This is a genomic window from Lawsonia intracellularis PHE/MN1-00 (assembly GCF_000055945.1).
GTDB lineage: Bacteria > Desulfobacterota > Desulfovibrionia > Desulfovibrionales > Desulfovibrionaceae > Bilophila > Bilophila intracellularis.
The window spans coordinates 1256287-1272403 of the sequence record NC_008011.1; the positions used below are offsets into that span (position 1 = coordinate 1256287).

14 protein-coding genes and 2 tRNA genes are annotated in these 16117 nt (G+C 34.0%); 5 read left to right on the forward strand and 11 right to left on the reverse strand.

What is annotated here, in order from left to right; genetic code table 11:
- Window positions 1-99 precede the first annotated feature (99 nt).
- The 10 genes from LI_RS05570 to lysS all read right to left on the reverse strand — a co-directional run bounded on the left by LI_RS05570 (window position 100) and on the right by lysS (window position 11405).
- Window positions 100-175 (reverse strand) — tRNA-Thr (locus tag LI_RS05570).
- 38 nt (window positions 176-213) lie between these two features.
- Complete coding sequence (gene lpxA / locus LI_RS05575) at window positions 214-1035, reverse strand: acyl-ACP--UDP-N-acetylglucosamine O-acyltransferase (RefSeq protein ID WP_011527102.1); 822 nt, start codon at window positions 1033-1035, stop codon at window positions 214-216.
- Window positions 1035-1496 (reverse strand): 3-hydroxyacyl-ACP dehydratase FabZ, encoded by a 462-nt coding sequence (fabZ, locus tag LI_RS05580; protein WP_011527103.1) that lies wholly within the window; start codon window positions 1494-1496, stop codon window positions 1035-1037. The genes lpxA and fabZ overlap by 1 nt, the downstream gene beginning before the upstream one ends.
- 9 nt (window positions 1497-1505) lie before the next feature.
- Complete coding sequence (gene lpxD / locus LI_RS05585; RefSeq protein WP_011527104.1) at window positions 1506-2531, reverse strand: UDP-3-O-(3-hydroxymyristoyl)glucosamine N-acyltransferase; 1026 nt, start codon at window positions 2529-2531, stop codon at window positions 1506-1508.
- 3 nt (window positions 2532-2534) lie between these two features.
- The gene (locus LI_RS05590; protein ID WP_011527105.1) at window positions 2535-3095 is read right to left on the reverse strand and encodes an OmpH/Skp family outer membrane protein; all 561 of its coding nucleotides are present in this window, start codon (window positions 3093-3095) and stop codon (window positions 2535-2537) included.
- A 144-nt stretch (window positions 3096-3239) separates the two neighbouring features.
- Window positions 3240-5042 (reverse strand): N-acetylmuramoyl-L-alanine amidase, encoded by a 1803-nt coding sequence (locus LI_RS05595; protein ID WP_011527106.1) that lies wholly within the window; start codon window positions 5040-5042, stop codon window positions 3240-3242.
- 142 nt (window positions 5043-5184) lie between these two features.
- Complete coding sequence (gene bamA / locus LI_RS05600; protein WP_015353809.1) at window positions 5185-7875, reverse strand: outer membrane protein assembly factor BamA; 2691 nt, start codon at window positions 7873-7875, stop codon at window positions 5185-5187.
- Window positions 7832-8539 (reverse strand): ABC transporter ATP-binding protein, encoded by a 708-nt coding sequence (locus LI_RS05605; RefSeq protein WP_011527108.1) that lies wholly within the window; start codon window positions 8537-8539, stop codon window positions 7832-7834. Before LI_RS05605 ends, bamA begins: the two co-directional genes overlap by 44 nt.
- A gap of 2 nt (window positions 8540-8541) precedes the next feature.
- Window positions 8542-9825, reverse strand: coding sequence for an FtsX-like permease family protein (locus LI_RS05610; protein ID WP_011527109.1), 1284 nt, complete (start codon window positions 9823-9825; stop codon window positions 8542-8544).
- On the reverse strand, window positions 9825-11405 hold the full coding sequence (gene lysS, locus LI_RS05615) for a lysine--tRNA ligase (protein WP_015353810.1): 1581 nt from the start codon (window positions 11403-11405) through the stop codon (window positions 9825-9827). The genes LI_RS05610 and lysS overlap by 1 nt, the downstream gene beginning before the upstream one ends.
- Before the next feature lie 159 nt (window positions 11406-11564).
- Between lysS and LI_RS05620 the strand changes: the two genes are divergently transcribed.
- The 5 genes from LI_RS05620 to LI_RS05640 all read left to right on the forward strand — a co-directional run bounded on the left by LI_RS05620 (window position 11565) and on the right by LI_RS05640 (window position 15448).
- Window positions 11565-11640, forward strand: a tRNA-Asn gene (locus LI_RS05620).
- 449 nt (window positions 11641-12089) lie between these two features.
- Window positions 12090-12914: a phosphate ABC transporter substrate-binding protein gene (locus tag LI_RS05625; RefSeq protein ID WP_011527111.1), complete on the forward strand. Its 825-nt coding sequence runs from the start codon at window positions 12090-12092 to the stop codon at window positions 12912-12914.
- 52 nt (window positions 12915-12966) lie between these two features.
- A complete protein-coding gene (locus LI_RS05630) occupies window positions 12967-13797 on the forward strand; it encodes a PstC family ABC transporter permease (protein WP_011527112.1) in 831 nt (276 codons plus the stop codon).
- The gene (locus LI_RS05635; protein ID WP_011527113.1) at window positions 13794-14684 is read left to right on the forward strand and encodes a PstA family ABC transporter permease; all 891 of its coding nucleotides are present in this window, start codon (window positions 13794-13796) and stop codon (window positions 14682-14684) included. The genes LI_RS05630 and LI_RS05635 overlap by 4 nt, the downstream gene beginning before the upstream one ends.
- Window positions 14675-15448: an ABC transporter ATP-binding protein gene (locus tag LI_RS05640; protein ID WP_011527114.1), complete on the forward strand. Its 774-nt coding sequence runs from the start codon at window positions 14675-14677 to the stop codon at window positions 15446-15448. Before LI_RS05635 ends, LI_RS05640 begins: the two co-directional genes overlap by 10 nt.
- Before the next feature lie 103 nt (window positions 15449-15551).
- On the opposite strand, the gene LI_RS05645 is transcribed toward LI_RS05640, so the two are convergent.
- On the reverse strand, window positions 15552-16007 hold the full coding sequence (locus LI_RS05645) for a type III secretion system chaperone (RefSeq protein ID WP_011527115.1): 456 nt from the start codon (window positions 16005-16007) through the stop codon (window positions 15552-15554).
- Window positions 16008-16117: the final 110 nt, after the last annotated feature.

The following is a 16117-nucleotide window of genomic DNA, read 5'->3' on the forward strand; positions in this document are numbered from 1 at the left end:
TAGAAGATAGTAAGGAAGTTCAGTTTATAACAGTCTACTATTACTATTTTATATTTGATTATTGTAGATTATATGAAAAGTTTAGTATAATCATAAGAATGGAGCCCTTGAGCAGGATTGAACTGCTGACCTCATCCTTACCAAGGATGTGCTCTACCTACTGAGCTACAAGGGCATAGTGTCAATTTTGTAAAAAGTTTCTATGTCATATTATTATAGTAAGTCAAGTTCGTCAGAGGGTTCAGATCCACTAGCTGTATTGCACACACCTCTTTCACTATTGCGAATAAAACGAATAATACTTTGAACTTCTGGAACATCTGGATATTTTTTTTCTAAAGTTTTAAGTGATTCTGGTCGAGGGATAGTACTTTTCCAAATAAGCTTGAATGTATCTTTAACTGCTGCAATAGTTGTTGAAGGTACATTAGCACGTCTTAATCCTACAAGGTTTGGACCATGTATTATACCTTTCCTCCCAGTTATAAGCATCCAGGGGGGAATGTCTTGGCTAATTCCTGTCATTCCACCAATAAAGGCATGTTCACCAATTTTGCAGAACTGATGAACAGCTGATAAACCTCCTAATATAGCAAAATTATCTATATGCACATGACCTGCTAAGGTTGAACAATTTGACATAACAATATTACTACCAAGAATACAATCATGGGCTACATGTGTATAGGCCATAAAAAGATTGTTATTCCCAATTTTAGTTATTCCACCACCTCCAGCAGTCCCACGGTGTAATGTAGCAAACTCTCTAATTTTGTTATAATTACCGATTTCTAACCATGTTATTTCACCAGAAAATTTTAGATCTTGAGGTTGTCCTCCAACCATAGCATGTGAATGAATATGATTATCTGTTCCTATCCTAGTGTATTGTTTAATTACTGCATGAGAATCTATATATGTTCTATCTCCTACATTAACATCATCTTCAATAATTACATAGGGGCCAATGGTTACATCAATACCTATTTGTGCTGAAGAAGCAATAATTGCTGTAGGATGAATAGTTACAGACATTAAAAATTTTCCTTGTTTGTCATTGCTGCAGTTAGTATTGCTTCTGCCACAAGCTTATTATTTACAAATGCCTGGCAAGACATTTTCCACAACTGTAGTTTATGGCGAATTATTTCACACTCAAGAATAAGTTGATCCCCAGGAATAACTTGTTGACGGAATTTTACATTTTCTATCCCTGCAAATAGAAAAACTTTACCTTGTAGTTCATTAATAGGAAAAGATTGGAGTACTGTGATTCCACCTGATTGCGCCATAGCTTCTAAAATTAGAACTCCAGGCATGACAGGAAATCCAGGGAAATGACCCTGAAAAAATGGTTCATTAATACTAACATTTTTATAAGCTTTAATATATTTGCCAGCATTAAATTCAATAACTCTATCTACAAGTAAAAAGGGATAACGGTGGGGAAGTAACTGTAGAATTTCTTGGATATTTGGAGGTAATGGATGGGACATTAATTTTTCCTATATATTATGCTCTTTTTTCTTTTCTAAAATTTTTTCAAGCTTTTTTATACGCTTAAAGAGCTCTGGGAATCGTGGCATAAGTACAGATGTTTTTAAAAAAGTTTGTCGGTCAACTGCAGGGCTTCCTCCTAGGATTTGATTGTCAGGGATATTTTTACCAATACCAGATTGTGGACCAATAGTAACATTATTACCTATAGTAAGATGGCCTGAAATTCCTGCTTGGCCGGCAAGAATACAATTATCCCCTATAGATGTAGAACCAGATATACCAACTTGTGAAACAATAACAGTATTTTTACCAACTGTTACACCATGTCCAATTTGAACAAGATTATCTATTTTAGTGTTTTCATTTATAGTCGTTGTTCCTAGGGTTCCTCTATCGACAGTTGTATTAGCTCCGATTTCCACTTTATCTTTAATAATTACATTTCCTACTTGAGGAATTTTTTGTTTTTCTTCTGTAAGTGCGAATCCAAACCCATCAGAGCCAAGGACTACTCCTGCATGAATAATGCAGTCATTTCCAATTGATGTGTTTGCCATAAGTACTGTATTAGGGTAAATAGTACAATTTTTCCCAATATGACAATGTTCACCAATGTATACACCTGGGAATAGAGTAGTATTTTCTTCAATAACAGTATGTGATCCTATAAAAACAAAAGGATAGATAGTAGCTGTTTTAGAGACTTGTGCTGTAGGGTGTATATAAGCTTGATGACTTATACCATCAAAACATCCTTGAGGTATAGAGAATAAAGAAAGAACTCTACCAAAATCTCTATATGGTTCAGTACTGATTAGTGCTCGTGGAACACGACTAGCATATTCTTTTGAAAGAATAATAGCACCAGCCTGTGACAAAACAAGCTGGTGAATATATTTAGCATTTGCTAGAAAACTTATCTCATTTGGTGATGCATCTTGAAGTGTATTTACGCCTACAACTTCAATATCATCACCTTGTAATGTTAAGTTTAAAAGTTTAGCAATTTCTGAAAGTTTATACTGGGGCATCTGTTATTTTTTCCGGTTTGCCATCTCTGGAAGTTTACTTCCACCTTTTTTCCATGCAGCATTTATGGCTTCAAGAATTTCTTTTGTAATATCTAGATTTTTTTCAAGGTACATTACACTTCCACTAGCACTATCAAGAACAAGTTTTAACCCTTTCTTTTTTGCTATAGTTTCAGCAGCAAGATAGATTTGTTCAGCTAGATATTGACGTAATGTGTTTTCAGCTTGTTCGACACGTATTGCAAAGTCACGAGATTTTTCTTCGAAATTACGACGAAGTTCAAGAAATTCTCTTTGTTTATCTTCACGTGCTTGGTTAGACATAGCTGCTGACTTAGCTTGTAAATCATCAGCTTTTGTTTGCAAATCTTTTGCTTGTTTTTCAAGTTGTGTTTTTTCATTACCAAATTCTGATTGTAATTTTTTTTGAGCGGCCTTAGCTGCTTCACTCTCCATGGCAATGGATTGAGAATTAAAGACACCAATAGGGAAGTCAGCCGAAAATGCACTGTTAGCTACTAATAAACAAGCTAAAATAGCCATGGAAAGAGTTTTTACTTTCATAATGAAGCTCCTCTGAATGAATAAAGTATGGTTGCATAATTTTTACATTTAAAAGCTTACAGGTAACCTTCACATGGATAGCCTTCATATAATAATTCGTCAAGCTATTAAGTGCAATTAGATAGAATAAAACTAGAGTAAATATCAAGGTGATTGTAGTTTTTTTAGGTAACAGAAAATACCTTTAGCTAATCCTTCTATTAATGCTTTTTGGTAATTACTAGATGCCAGACGCTGTGCTTCAGCTTTATTACTACAGTAACCTACTTCAACAAGAATACTTGGTATTTTGGGTCCTATAAGAACATGAAAAGGTGCAGATTTTATCCCACCATTGTGAGTATTATAATTTTTTTGTATAAGGTGGGTAAGAATATTTTGATGTACAGACTCTGCAAGTCTACGTGATTCATGCTTTTTTGATGTTAACATCACATCTTTTAAAAGTATATCAAGATCATTTAGTGTTTTTTCACTTGTAGAATTTTCAATTCGGGCAATATATGTAGACTCTTTAGATCTTGCAAGTCCAAGGTAGTATGTTTCAAGACCATGGATTTGTGTGTTTTTATTTGCATTAATATGAATAGAAATCATAAGATCAGCTTTAACTGTAGTCGCTTTCCGTGAGCGAGCTTCAAGTGCTACCCATGTGTTATTTTGTCTTGTATAGTGTACAGTAAAACCTTTTGCAGCTAAAATTTGACCAAGTTTTTTAGAAAGTTCAAGAGTCAATTCACTTTCAATAATTCCATTATGTGTAGCTCCAGGATCTTTGCCTCCATGTCCTGCATCTATAAGTATTGTTTTTACTGTTAAGCCGAGTTGTTGTGCAAGATCGTGTGCCACAATAGGTTTTGGAGAAGTGGATTTTGGGTGTGAATGTTTTGTTTGGCCAATTTTCATTCCATTTGCTATTCCATCAGGAGTAGGTGATGTGTAAATAATGAGCTGAAAAGGATTATGTGTTGTTTCCACTTTAAATGTTTTTAGATCACTAAAATCTAGCAAGAGTTTTGTGACAGTTGGAGTGGAGAGATCCACTCTTAGTTTTTCTAGTTTGTTTTGTTTAATACATATTCCTGGTTTTATACAAGGATTTGGAATTGTGTTGTGTAATTCTATAAGTAAACGGATAGGATTACCTGTTTTAGGGTTTGCTGGATGAGATATTACATCCCATGTGATAGGTTCTGTAAGAGTAATAATAAGTTTAAGATAGCTCTTTTTTACTTCCCATCTGATATTTTCAAGTTGTGCTAATGTTTTTTCGGAAGTTTTTTTTTGTAAATGAGAATTTTTTTGTTTGGATGTTGAGTGGAAAGCTTCTTTTGCTTTAGATGTGCTTGTAGTCGAAGTTTTTTGAGGTTCCTCTTTAAGGTTTTCAAGGCTTTTTAAGTATATCTGAGCTTCGTTTATTTTATCACTTTTAGGATAGTCTGTTAATAATTTTTGGAGATACTTTTTGGCATCATTAGGTTTATGAAGTCGTTCAGCATAAACTTTTGCAATATTTAGTAATGCACTTTCAGTAATAGTTCTTTTAGGATATTTAGTTATGACAGATTGATAACACTTAATAGCTTTTTCAGCATCAGAAACTGTGAAAGAATGTTTTGCAAGTTCGTCAAGGGCAACAGCTGAATAATAAAGTGCAAAAGGACGATTAATCCAATCAGGAAATGAAGTATATATTTTAAAAAATAGATCAGAAATTTTTAGCCAAGGATCTCTAAGTTTTTGATTTATAGAATCTGACTGAAGATTTTTTAATGCTTTTTTAGCTTCTTCATAACGTGCACCTGGACTTGTAGGTGCAGCTGCTTGTATTATGTTATTATTGGTTATGACAATAAAGTAAGCTAGGATAGGTATCCATAACAGTTTTTTCCAATAAATATAATTGGATAAAATTGCAATGGCTTGTCGACAAATGATGTTGCTCATGCTTGCATTGAAGAGAATATGTTATATTCATCTATTTCCTAGTGCAGTAGTTATGGCATAACAACATTTTTATGGGGCGGCTCCCTGCACCTCTCATCTTTAAATTTATAGTATCTCTTATTTTATGAGTTATATTATGTTATTAGAAGAATTGCCCCATTGAAAATTCAAATCTACCACGAGTTTTTTTGCCACTAACATTTTTATTGAGTGGTATACCATAGGCAAATCGCAAATCTCCCATTGGTGAACGCCAGCGAAGTTCAAGGCCATATGATTGTTTGAGTTTAGAGAATGGGTTAGAAGTTTGTACAGAATCTGTTTGGAATCCTATGTCATAGAATGGAACTAATGCAAGACCTAGCTCTGGCTGGAATGTCCAAATATACTCTAGGTTAAGAAAAGCCATCCTATCACCACCAATTTCATCTCCAAAGCGAGGATCTTTTGGTGCAAGATCTTCTGTATCATATCCTCTAATACTATCTATACCACCAATAAAAAATCGGTCAAATACTGGCACAGGTTTTTTACTATTCTTATAAGCTGCACCTGCACGTGTACGCCAATGTATTATATGGTTTTTACTTCTTGAAATTGAGTAAAATCCTTGTAGTTCAGCAATTGGCTTGAAGAAGTTATCATTACCACCAAGACCACCACCTCCATATTCAACAATTAGTTTTGCAATATGCCCTTTAGATGGTCTCTCACGACTGTCTGTAGAATCAAAAGTAAAACCACCACTTACTACACTAGAAATATTTTTCCCTTGATAGTCAAGATAAGAGCGTGGTGCTGTAGATGGAATATCATATAGACGATATTGATCAATTCGATAGCCAACAAAGATAGATGAATATTCTCCTATAGGGTGAAATAGACGTATGGTATCTCCATAAGTTTTTTTACGGAAGTCATCCCATTCATCTCGTAGCGTATAAATGTTATTACTAAAGCCAAAGTCTGTATCATAAACACGAGGATTGGTAAAAGAAAGATCAAGAGAAGATGACTTACTAGAAATAAAACCTTCAATACTTAAAATATAACCTTTTCCCCATAAGTTTCTTTCTGAGATACTTCCTGAAACACCAAATTTAGAATGTGTTGAGTAACCAACACCACCTGTGATTGCACCTGTTCGAGCTTCTTGAACTTTTACAAGTAGATCAACTTCATCATCTTTCCCTGTAGGCAGTGTATCTGTATCTACTTGGTTAAAATAGCCAAGGCGGTTAAGGCATTCATTAGAGCGTCGGAGATGTTGACCATTAAAAAGATCTCCATCAGCAAGGCGTAATTCACGGAGGATAACATTATCTCTAGTACGAGTATTTCCTTCAACAATTATTCTACGAAGAAAGACTTTTTGTTTTTTATCAATAAGGAAAGTAACATCAATTGTTGCATCTTCTTCATTTTTGGTTGTTTCAAGATCTACTTCAGCAAATGCATAACCATAATCTGAATAAAAATCTGTTAATGCTTTTACATCATCTTGCATAACAGAAAGAGAAAAATACTGCTCATAGTTTTTATGATCATCAATTTTTGTTACTTTAAGGAGTTGTTCATTTGTCTCAATAAGATCTCCTTTAAAGTCTATTTTTCCTATTTTATAGCGCTTACCTTCTTTTACTCTAAATGTAATAACAATTCCTTTTTCATTGAATGTTACTTCAGGTGAAGCAACTTGAATATCTACATAGCCATGATTCATGGCATAGGCAGAGATTGCTATAGAGTCACGTTCAAGATATTCTTCACGTAATACACCTGTTCCAGTAAACCATGATAAAAAATTACGTTCTGTTAATGCTAACTCTTTTTTTAAAGTTTTAGCTTTTATTGTTTCAAGTCCTTCAATTCGGACATCTTTAATATAAAGTTTTTTCCCTTCATTTACTGTTAACAATAGTGTTGCAGAAGAAGTATTTTCTTTCTCTTTTATTTCATAATTAACTTCAGCGAGATAGTAGCCTTCTTTTCTATAGAGGTCGGTAATTTTTTGAATATCTTGGGACAATAGTCTATCACTAATAACTGATCCTTTTTTAGAACTCATTGCAGCAAGAATGTTATCGATACTTACAGCTTTTGAGCCTTGAACAACAACATCTGTAATTTTAGGCTTTTCTTGTACAGTAAATACAAGTAATCGTCCTTCCCCGCTTTCTTCAATACTTGCAGAGACATCACTAAAATATCCTAATTCCCATATTTTTTTGATTTCTGCATTAATTTTGGCATGATCAGTATGATCTCCCTTATTAATAGTGAGTCGTGTAAGGATTACATCAGGATCAAGAACTTTAAGCCCATGAATACGTACATCAGCAATAGTGTTTTTCTTTATAAGGCCATTACTTATACGTTCAGCAAGTTCTGTTACAGCAATATTTAGCTCATTAAATTTTGGTTTTTCTATGTATAATGGACGTGCAGATGCTACACCTGTACTATCAATAAGCCTACTATCAATACTAAAATTTTCACCTGTTTGATTGAAACTGCCGTATACTACATAGTCAGCATGGAGTTGTTGAGCTACCTTTTTTGCAGTAGAAATATTAAGTTGGGAGATATTTTGTTTATATAGAAGATTTAATGCAGATTTATTAGGGATGACACGAAATCCCTTATTCTTTAATGCAGTTGCAAGAAGCATTGGTAGTTCTGTTTGTAACTCTTCATCATTTGATGAGCCATTAATTTGAAATGGGAGAACCACAATAGAAGGATCGTCTTTTGAAGCAGCATTGGCTATTATATTACAATAAAGTATATTACACAGTAACAGTAGAAGAAATATATTCAGGCGTTTTGTCATGTAGATCTCCGGACTTCAGCTCAAGGCAGCGTCCCATAGAATGGGCAATATCATTATTATGTGTGACTACAATAAGAGTTATATTAAAAGTTTTATTAAGTGAGATTAGAAGATTGGCAATGTGTTCACCTGTTTTTTGATCAAGGTTGCCTGTTGGTTCATCTGCAAGAAGAACTTGGGGTTCTAATAAAATAGCTCTAGCTATGGCTACACGTTGACGTTCACCTCCTGACAACATTGTTATTCTGTGATGGTATTTATTTTCAAGTCCTACACTACCAAGTGCTTCTCGTGCAAGCAGAAGAGCTTTCTTTTTTGGTATACCAGCAATAAGAGCTTTCATTGCAACATTTTCTTCAGCAGAGAATTCTGGAAGTAAGTTGTGAAATTGGAAAATAAATCCCAGTAGTTTATTACGAAAGCATGCTTTTTCATTTGGGCCCATATGACTTAAATTTTTATTATTAAATAACACAGTGCCAGAAGATGGTATATCTAATGCTCCAAGGATATGCAATAGGGTTGATTTCCCAGAACCAGATGCACCAATAATAGCTAATGATTCTCCGTGAGCTATAGAAAGATTTATTTTATGTAAGACACAAATAGGTTCAGAAGGACTGTCATACTGTTTTACTATATTTTCTAATAGATATTGTGACATTTTTACTCGTACCTTAATCCTTCAATAGGCTGTAGTCGAGCCGCTTGATGGGCAGGGTAGAGAGTAGCAAAAAAACATAGTAGCATGGCAGAAGTACCAATAATGAATATATCTAGCCAATTAAGTAATACTGGCAAGTGATCTATTGTATATACCCCAGGGGGAAGTTTAATGAATTGATATTTCTGCAATAAAAGTGCAAGAGTAATTCCAAGTAGATAACCTAGCAAAGTTCCTACAATACCAATAATAGTTCCTTGTAAAATGAAAATACGACGGATCATTTGGCTTGTAGCCCCCATGGAGGTTAGAATAGCAATATCTCTTGTTTTTTCCATTACAAGCATAATTAATGTTGTAACAATAGAAAAAGAACCAATGAGAACAACCATAGCTAATATAATAAACATTCCAATTTTTTCAAGCTTAAGTGCTGCAAATAAATTTGCATTCATATCCATCCAGCTTCGTACAGAAAAATTATGACCTAACTCTTGTTGCAGTTGGTTTGTGATATAATTTGCTTGATACACATCATGAATACTGACTTCTATTCCAGAAATATAATTGTGAGGTAGTCCAAGAAGTTCTCTTGCTGCATTAAGAGAAGTAAATGCAAGAGAAGTGTCATATTCAAACATACCTGTATGAAAGATTCCTGTTACAATAAGTGGTCGTATCCGTGGCTGAAATCCTGAAGATGTTTTTTGTCCTGTTGGTGAGAGTAAGTTTACACGACTACCTATTGTTACATTGAGTCTTTGGGCAAGCTCATTACCAATAATAATACCGTCTGGAGTCCCTAAAACTTTAGGGATAAGATCTTCAAGATTTCCTTTTGTTAGATGAGAAAGCATAGAAATGACATTTTGTGCTGATGAGGGATCTATCCCCCTTAAAATAAGACCTTTTACTCCATGAGGAGAGGATATCATACATTCTGCATAAATAAAGGGAGTAGCACCTATTATCGCAGAAGTTTGTTGAAGTTTATTTAGGATAATAAGAGCATTTTGGGACAGCATAGAAGTAGTTGACAGCTGAGTAAAACTTGTAGGTTCTTCTATAGGTGAATCAAAGTTTCCTGTAATAATAATATGTGCATTAGCTCCAAGAATTTTGTCACGGATATCTATAGTAAACCCATTATAAACCCCTAATACAACTACAAGAGAGGCAACACCAATAGCAACTCCTAAAATTGACATTAATGAAATAAGATAAATGAAAGCTTGTTTTCGTCTTGCAAAGAGATAATGTAGAGCAATAAAAAGTTCAAACTTCATTAGCGTTCTGTTCGTAATAGAGGGAAAAGGATAACCTCTCGTATGGAAGGAGAGTCTGTAAGAAGCATAACGAGTCGATCAATTCCAATACCTTCCCCTGCTGCTGGTGGCATTCCATATTCTAATGCACGAAGATAATCTTCATCCATGGGACATGCTTCTTCGTCTCCACGTGCTTTCTCAAGAACTTGTTCTTCAAAACGCAGACGTTGATCAATAGGATCATTAAGTTCTGAAAATGCATTAGCAATTTCTTTTCCTGCAATAAAAAGCTCAAAACGATCTGTTACTTCTGGGTTATCTTTATTTTTTTTGGAGAGTGGAGAGATATCAGTAGGATAGTGATAGATAAATGTGGGTTGAATCAGTTTGTTTTCTACGTCAAGGTCAAAGAGTTTAGCTTGAAGTTTTCCTATTTTGTCAGTTGTCAGAACTTTTTCTCCATGTTCTTTAATATATTCACTAACTTTTTCAAAGTTATTATAAAACTCTGGAGAATGCCCACCAATTTTTTCAAGAGACTCATGAAATGTATATTTTTGCCATGTCCCAGGTGTAAAATCGATTGTATTTCCTTGGTAAGATATAGTCATAGTACCACAGATTTTTTTTGTAAGGTATGCAAACATTTCTTCTGTAAGTTCCATAAGATCTAGATATGTTGCATAGGCCCAGTAAAATTCACACATGGTAAATTCTGGATTATGTTGGATAGAGATTCCTTCATTACGGAAGCTACGATTTAATTCAAATAGTTTTTCAAAACCACCAACAAGAAGCCGCTTTAAATAGAGTTCAGGAGCAATGCGCATATAAAGGGTCATATCCATTGCATTATTATGTGTAGTAAATGGACGCGCCATTGCACCACCTGGAATAGGTTGAAGAATAGGTGTTTCTACTTCTATAAAGCCATTTTCTTCTAAGAATGCTCTAATTTCATGAATAATTTTACTACGCTTTCTAAAGATATCTCTTGTTTTAGGATTAACAATAAGATCTATATATCGCTGGCGATACCTAAGTTCTATGTTAGTAAGGCCATTATGTTTTTCTGGTAAAGAACGGAAGGACTTAGCTAATAATGTGATAGTGGAGCAGTTGAGAGTTAATTCTCCCATTTTTGTACGGAAAAGTTTTCCATTAACACCAACAATGTCACCAATATCAAACTTTTTGAATGTACTAAATGCTTCTTCTCCCATATTTTCACGAGATGCATAACATTGAATGCGACCGCTTCTATCCATGATATGAAAGAATATTACTTTACCAAATGACCGGAGAGAGATAATACGTCCAGCACAAGCAAAAATTTCGTCTAGTGATTCAAGTTCAGATGCACTATAGGCTTCATATTCAGCACGAAGCATACCAGCATAATGCTCTTTAACGAACTCATCTGGGTAGAGAGGAATTCCTGAGTCTAAAAGCTCACAGGATTTTACTACACAGTTTTTGATAACTTCATTAAGCTCATTTTTTTCTGCAAGGCTCTCAAGCAGAGGTTTAAAATAAGATACATGAGGTGACTTGGTAGCTAATTTAATTGGGGGATGAGATTTTTTTTTCTGTATCAATGAATGCTTCTCCAGTAATACAATTAAGGCGTATTCTATATTTAATTAGCGGTAGTCCAAAAGAGCTTGATAGTCAAGAAGATAAAATGAGTCTTGAAAAATAAAAAGCTTGACTGTATGGTTTTGTTTAGATAAACACCAACTTAAGTTAAGTAGCGTTCCCCGGTAGCTCAATAGGCAGAGCGGGTGACTGTTAATCACTAGGTTGGCGGTTCAAGTCCGTCCCGGGGAGCCAAAATTAGGTATTATGAAGGGTGTCAAAGTGTAATAATCCTTTTTGGTACCTTTTCCTCTCAATGTCCAGCCATGTTTGGTTGCATCCCAAAGTTTGTAGGTATATCTCTAGACATGGCCATGCTATGATCCATTATAATATTCACATGGACAACTGTTTGTGGTTACAGAATTTTTGTCCACATAGGTATTGCAAAATTCAAAGAGATGTAGGGAGTTGACGATGCCCATCACCGATATCTACATTCACAGTTTGAATCCTAATACTAGCCCTGTAAATATTTTGATAGTAGTGAATCTAAGACTATCGGCCTGTTTGCATGCTTTGTGGGTGAATTTGAAGTAATGTTTGTAGGTGTGGAACCGGTTTTTCATTTTTTTCATTTTTTTTGAAATATAATAATATATCTGAAAAATATCAGTAGATAATTTAATGCTAGGAAAGTGGTTATGAAAAATTTTTTTGTTTTATTGTATATTATGGCGTTGTCTGTAGTACACGTTTCGGCATCATCCTTAGAATTATTCAAAGATCAAAGCGGAGTTTTAGATATAGCTGGTGGTACAGCACACCTCCCTGTAATGAAGCAAGCTGCTAAAAATATAATGATGGTGAATCCTGCCATCAAAATTACTGTTACAGGTGGAGGATCTGGTGTAGGCGTAAAGAAGTTAGCAGAAGGACTTATTAGCATAGGTAATACAGGTCGCCCTTTGAAAGAGTTTGAAGTTGAACAATATGGACTTGTAAGTTTTCCTTTTGCAATTGATGGAGTTACTATTATTGTAAATCCTTCAAATCCGATAACACAATTAACTAAACTGCAACTTAAGAAAATTTTTTCTGGAAAGATAAGAAACTGGAAAGAAGTTGGAGGGAATAATGCTCCTATTTCCCTTTATATAAGAGAGGACGGAAGTGGAACACGAGAGGTTTTTGAAGATAAAGTAATGCATAAAACTCATCCTTATAAAAAAGCTAATGTATTTAATTCAACAGGATCTATAAAGACAGCTATCAGCCAAGATAAGAATGCTATTGGTTATATTGGGATTGGATATTTGGACAGTTCTGTAAAAGGATTAGTTGTTGATAATATGATCCCTACACAAGAAAATACATTTAATGGTTCTTATACTATAAGTCGTTTACTTTACATGAATACAAAGGGAGAGCCTAAAGGTATTACAAAGTTATTTATAGATTATATTTATTCCCCTGATGGGAGAGATATCATTACCAAAGCAGGATACATTCCTATTGAAAGAGAATAGCGTGTGAGTAGTTATTTTATAGCCAAAACTAGTTACCTGTGTGTTTTTATCTATGAGTTGGCTCAAAGTTAGTATATATTTTGCTGTAAGTATAGTTTTAACAGGTATTTTAGTACTTATAACAATGCTTATTGCTCTTGCTTTACCTATAATAAGTAATACTAACTTGGAAAAGATTATTTCATTAACTTGGCAGCCTAATGAAGGCTATTTTGGGATCCTTCCTATGTTGGGAGGTTCTTTTTTTTTAGCTATTTTTGCCCTGTCTCTAGCATGGCCATTAGCTCTGGGCTTGAATATTTGGATGTTGAAGGTAGATAAAAGGTTTTTAGCTAGAGTGGTTGCTTATTTTATAAAGCTTATGATAGCTATTCCTACAGTTGTTTATGGTTTTGTAGCTGTTTTTTTACTAGTTCCTTTAGTTCGTGAAGGAGCTGGAGGTACAGGTTTTTGTTTATTTTCTGCAGGTGTTATTCTTGCATTATTAATCCTTCCAACTATAACCTTAGTCTTTGAATCAGGATTAGCTACTTCTTTAGAAAAGCTACGTCTTGAAGGCATTGCATTAGGTTTTTCAAGATTAGAGCTTTTTTATTTTTTTGTATTACCAAAATCAAAAAAAATTTTTGTTGTAGCAGCAATAATTGGCTTTGGACGAGCAATAGGAGATACACTAATATCTCTTATGTTATCAGGAAATTCACCACAATTACCTCAGAATATTTTTGAGAGTATACGAACGCTTACAGCACATATTGCACTCACAAGTGCTAATGAAATGTCTGGTATGGCATATGATTCACTTTTTTTATCAGGGATTCTTTTACTTATCATTAATGCTACAGTAAGTATATTAGTACGCCATATAATAAAACTATCATGAACCAAGTATTTTTATTTTTATTTTCTTTACTAGCATCCTTTTCAGTAGTCATTATTATGGTAGTCATTTGTTTTTTTATAGCTTTTCTTATTTGGAATGGGTTACCTACATTAAATATAGCAATATTTTTTGGGAATGTTCCACCTTTAAGGGCTTTATTAGGTCTAGAGCCTGTATGGGACGGGATATGGCCAGCAGTTCTAGGAACATTAGAGCTAATTGGGATTACACTATCTTTAGCTATCATTCCTGGTATAGGATGTGGAATTTTTTTATCAGAGTATGCGTCAGCATCTCAATCTTATTATATAAGATGGCTAGTTGATATCCTTTCAGGTATTCCATCAATTGTGATGGGATTATTTGGTTTTTTACTTATTATATTTTTACGTCATACAATATGGCCAGAAGCTAATACTTGTTTATTATTAGCAGGAGGCTGTTTAGCTTTACTTGTCCTACCTACAATTATTGTTACTTCTCAAGAGGCTTTTTCTGCAGTCTCAAATGAACTGTATTTAAGCGCTACAGCATTAGGGTTTACTAAAGAACAATTTATTTGGTTTATAAAATTACCTGCTGCTAGTCGAGGTTTGTGGGGAGGGGTTTTATTAGCTATTAGTCGTTCTGCTGAAGATACAGCAGTTATTTTACTTACAGGTGTAGTTGCTAATGCAGGACTTCCTTCAGGACTAGGTTCAAAATTTGAAGCATTACCTTTTATTATTTACTATACTGCTACACAATACCAAACACAACAGGAGCTTAGTCAAGGGTTTGGAGCTATTATTGTGCTTCTTTTTTTAATAGTTAGTTTATTTTGTATTGCTAGGCTTATTGGTTCTAAAATTTATAGATTTAGTTATAGAGAGGGGAAATGTCTATAGCTGTACATGTAGTTGATCTAACAGTTTCTTTTCATCAACAAGAAGTTCTCAGTCATATAACTATGGATATTCCAAGTCATGGAATTTTTGTTATAACTGGTCGTTCTGGATCAGGTAAGACAACTTTATTACGTAGTATAAATCGGCTAAATGAAGAATTTGATGGTTGTGTTACTAAGGGGTACATTGAAGCAGATTTAGGTTATGGGTTAAAATCTGTTTTTCCATCTATTCAGAAGAACTTTACATTATCAAAGTTACGTCAGAAAATTGGGATGGTATTTCAAACTCCAAATGTTTTCCCCACTAGTGTATATCGAAATATTTCTATTCCTCTTGAACAATTAACACACTATGCTAAAAAAGATATTCCTACATATGTTTATTCTGCACTAGATAGGGTTGGTTTATTACAAGAAGTTGAAAATCGTTTAGATATTCCTGCACACTATCTTTCTGGTGGTCAGCAACAAAGACTTTGTTTTGCAAGGATGTTAGCTTTAGAGCCTGCTATACTTCTACTAGATGAACCTACATCATCTTTAGATATTCATGCAACACAGAAAATTGAGTCTTTACTATTAGAGTTAGCTAGTGAATACCCTATTATTATGGTTTCACATAATATCACACAAATTTGTAGATTAGCTCACGAAATTGTTATTCTTGAGTATGGAACAATTATTAATAAATTAACAGAAAAAGCCTACTATAAAGAAATATTAACTAGTATTATTGAACATAATATTAATATCATTAATTAACTTATGATGAAGTTATAGTTCTTTATAGTATGCTTTACTTACGGTTAGTACTAACTATAAGTAACGCTAAAAATTAAGGTGGCTTATAAGCCATTTATTTTTATTATACACGTAGTCCATCTTTATAATTTACATCTTCAGCGTTGTCTCTATTGCCTGAACCAAGAACAATATCTTGGCATTCTTCACGCCAAAACTTTAGACGATCAAGAAAACGTTCTAAAGTGGTTTGAAAGTCAGAGAAAGAGTTTTTTTCAACAGCTAGAGCAATATGCATAACAATGGACTCTTGGTTTATGTCATAGCCTAGGGTAGAACCAAGTGTTTCTCCTCCAAAAAGATTGCCTGTTAGAAGTCGTGTAAAGAGTTTTTCACGTCTTCCTGGAGGAGGTACAGGTGAAACTTGAGCATAAATGTATAACATACTTCCATCTGGTAAAGCTTCAAAGTCTACAGGCATGTCGTCAAATTCTACACGACAGACATTATTTTCATCAAGAGCAAGATCAGGAAGATTGATAATGGGCCCTAGTTCTTTAATAAGGCTTTGAGCATCCATAAAAAGCTCCTTGGAATAGATGTATATGTTATAGTGTAGGTAGTAAAAATTAACTATGAGAAGAAAACTTTATTATAAATGTATCTTATTATTCTCTATTGATGTTATAT

Bases quoted from the DNA above. Each gene is read 5' to 3' on its own strand.
- lpxA (WP_011527102.1), bottom strand. From the start codon at position 1,035: ATGTCTGTAACTATTCATCCTACAGCAATTATTGCTTCTTCAGCACAA.
- fabZ (WP_011527103.1), bottom strand. From the start codon at position 1,496: ATGTCCCATCCATTACCTCCAAATATCCAAGAAATTCTACAGTTACTT.
- lpxD (WP_011527104.1), bottom strand. From the start codon at position 2,531: ATGCCCCAGTATAAACTTTCAGAAATTGCTAAACTTTTAAACTTAACA.
- LI_RS05590 (WP_011527105.1), bottom strand. From the start codon at position 3,095: ATGAAAGTAAAAACTCTTTCCATGGCTATTTTAGCTTGTTTATTAGTA.
- LI_RS05595 (WP_011527106.1), bottom strand. From the start codon at position 5,042: ATGAGCAACATCATTTGTCGACAAGCCATTGCAATTTTATCCAATTAT.
- bamA (WP_015353809.1), bottom strand. From the start codon at position 7,875: ATGACAAAACGCCTGAATATATTTCTTCTACTGTTACTGTGTAATATA.
- LI_RS05605 (WP_011527108.1), bottom strand. From the start codon at position 8,539: ATGTCACAATATCTATTAGAAAATATAGTAAAACAGTATGACAGTCCT.
- LI_RS05610 (WP_011527109.1), bottom strand. From the start codon at position 9,825: ATGAAGTTTGAACTTTTTATTGCTCTACATTATCTCTTTGCAAGACGA.
- LI_RS05625 (WP_011527111.1), top strand. From the start codon at position 12,090: ATGAAAAATTTTTTTGTTTTATTGTATATTATGGCGTTGTCTGTAGTA.
- LI_RS05630 (WP_011527112.1), top strand. From the start codon at position 12,967: ATGAGTTGGCTCAAAGTTAGTATATATTTTGCTGTAAGTATAGTTTTA.
- LI_RS05635 (WP_011527113.1), top strand. From the start codon at position 13,794: ATGAACCAAGTATTTTTATTTTTATTTTCTTTACTAGCATCCTTTTCA.
- LI_RS05640 (WP_011527114.1), top strand. From the start codon at position 14,675: ATGTCTATAGCTGTACATGTAGTTGATCTAACAGTTTCTTTTCATCAA.
- LI_RS05645 (WP_011527115.1), bottom strand. From the start codon at position 16,007: ATGGATGCTCAAAGCCTTATTAAAGAACTAGGGCCCATTATCAATCTT.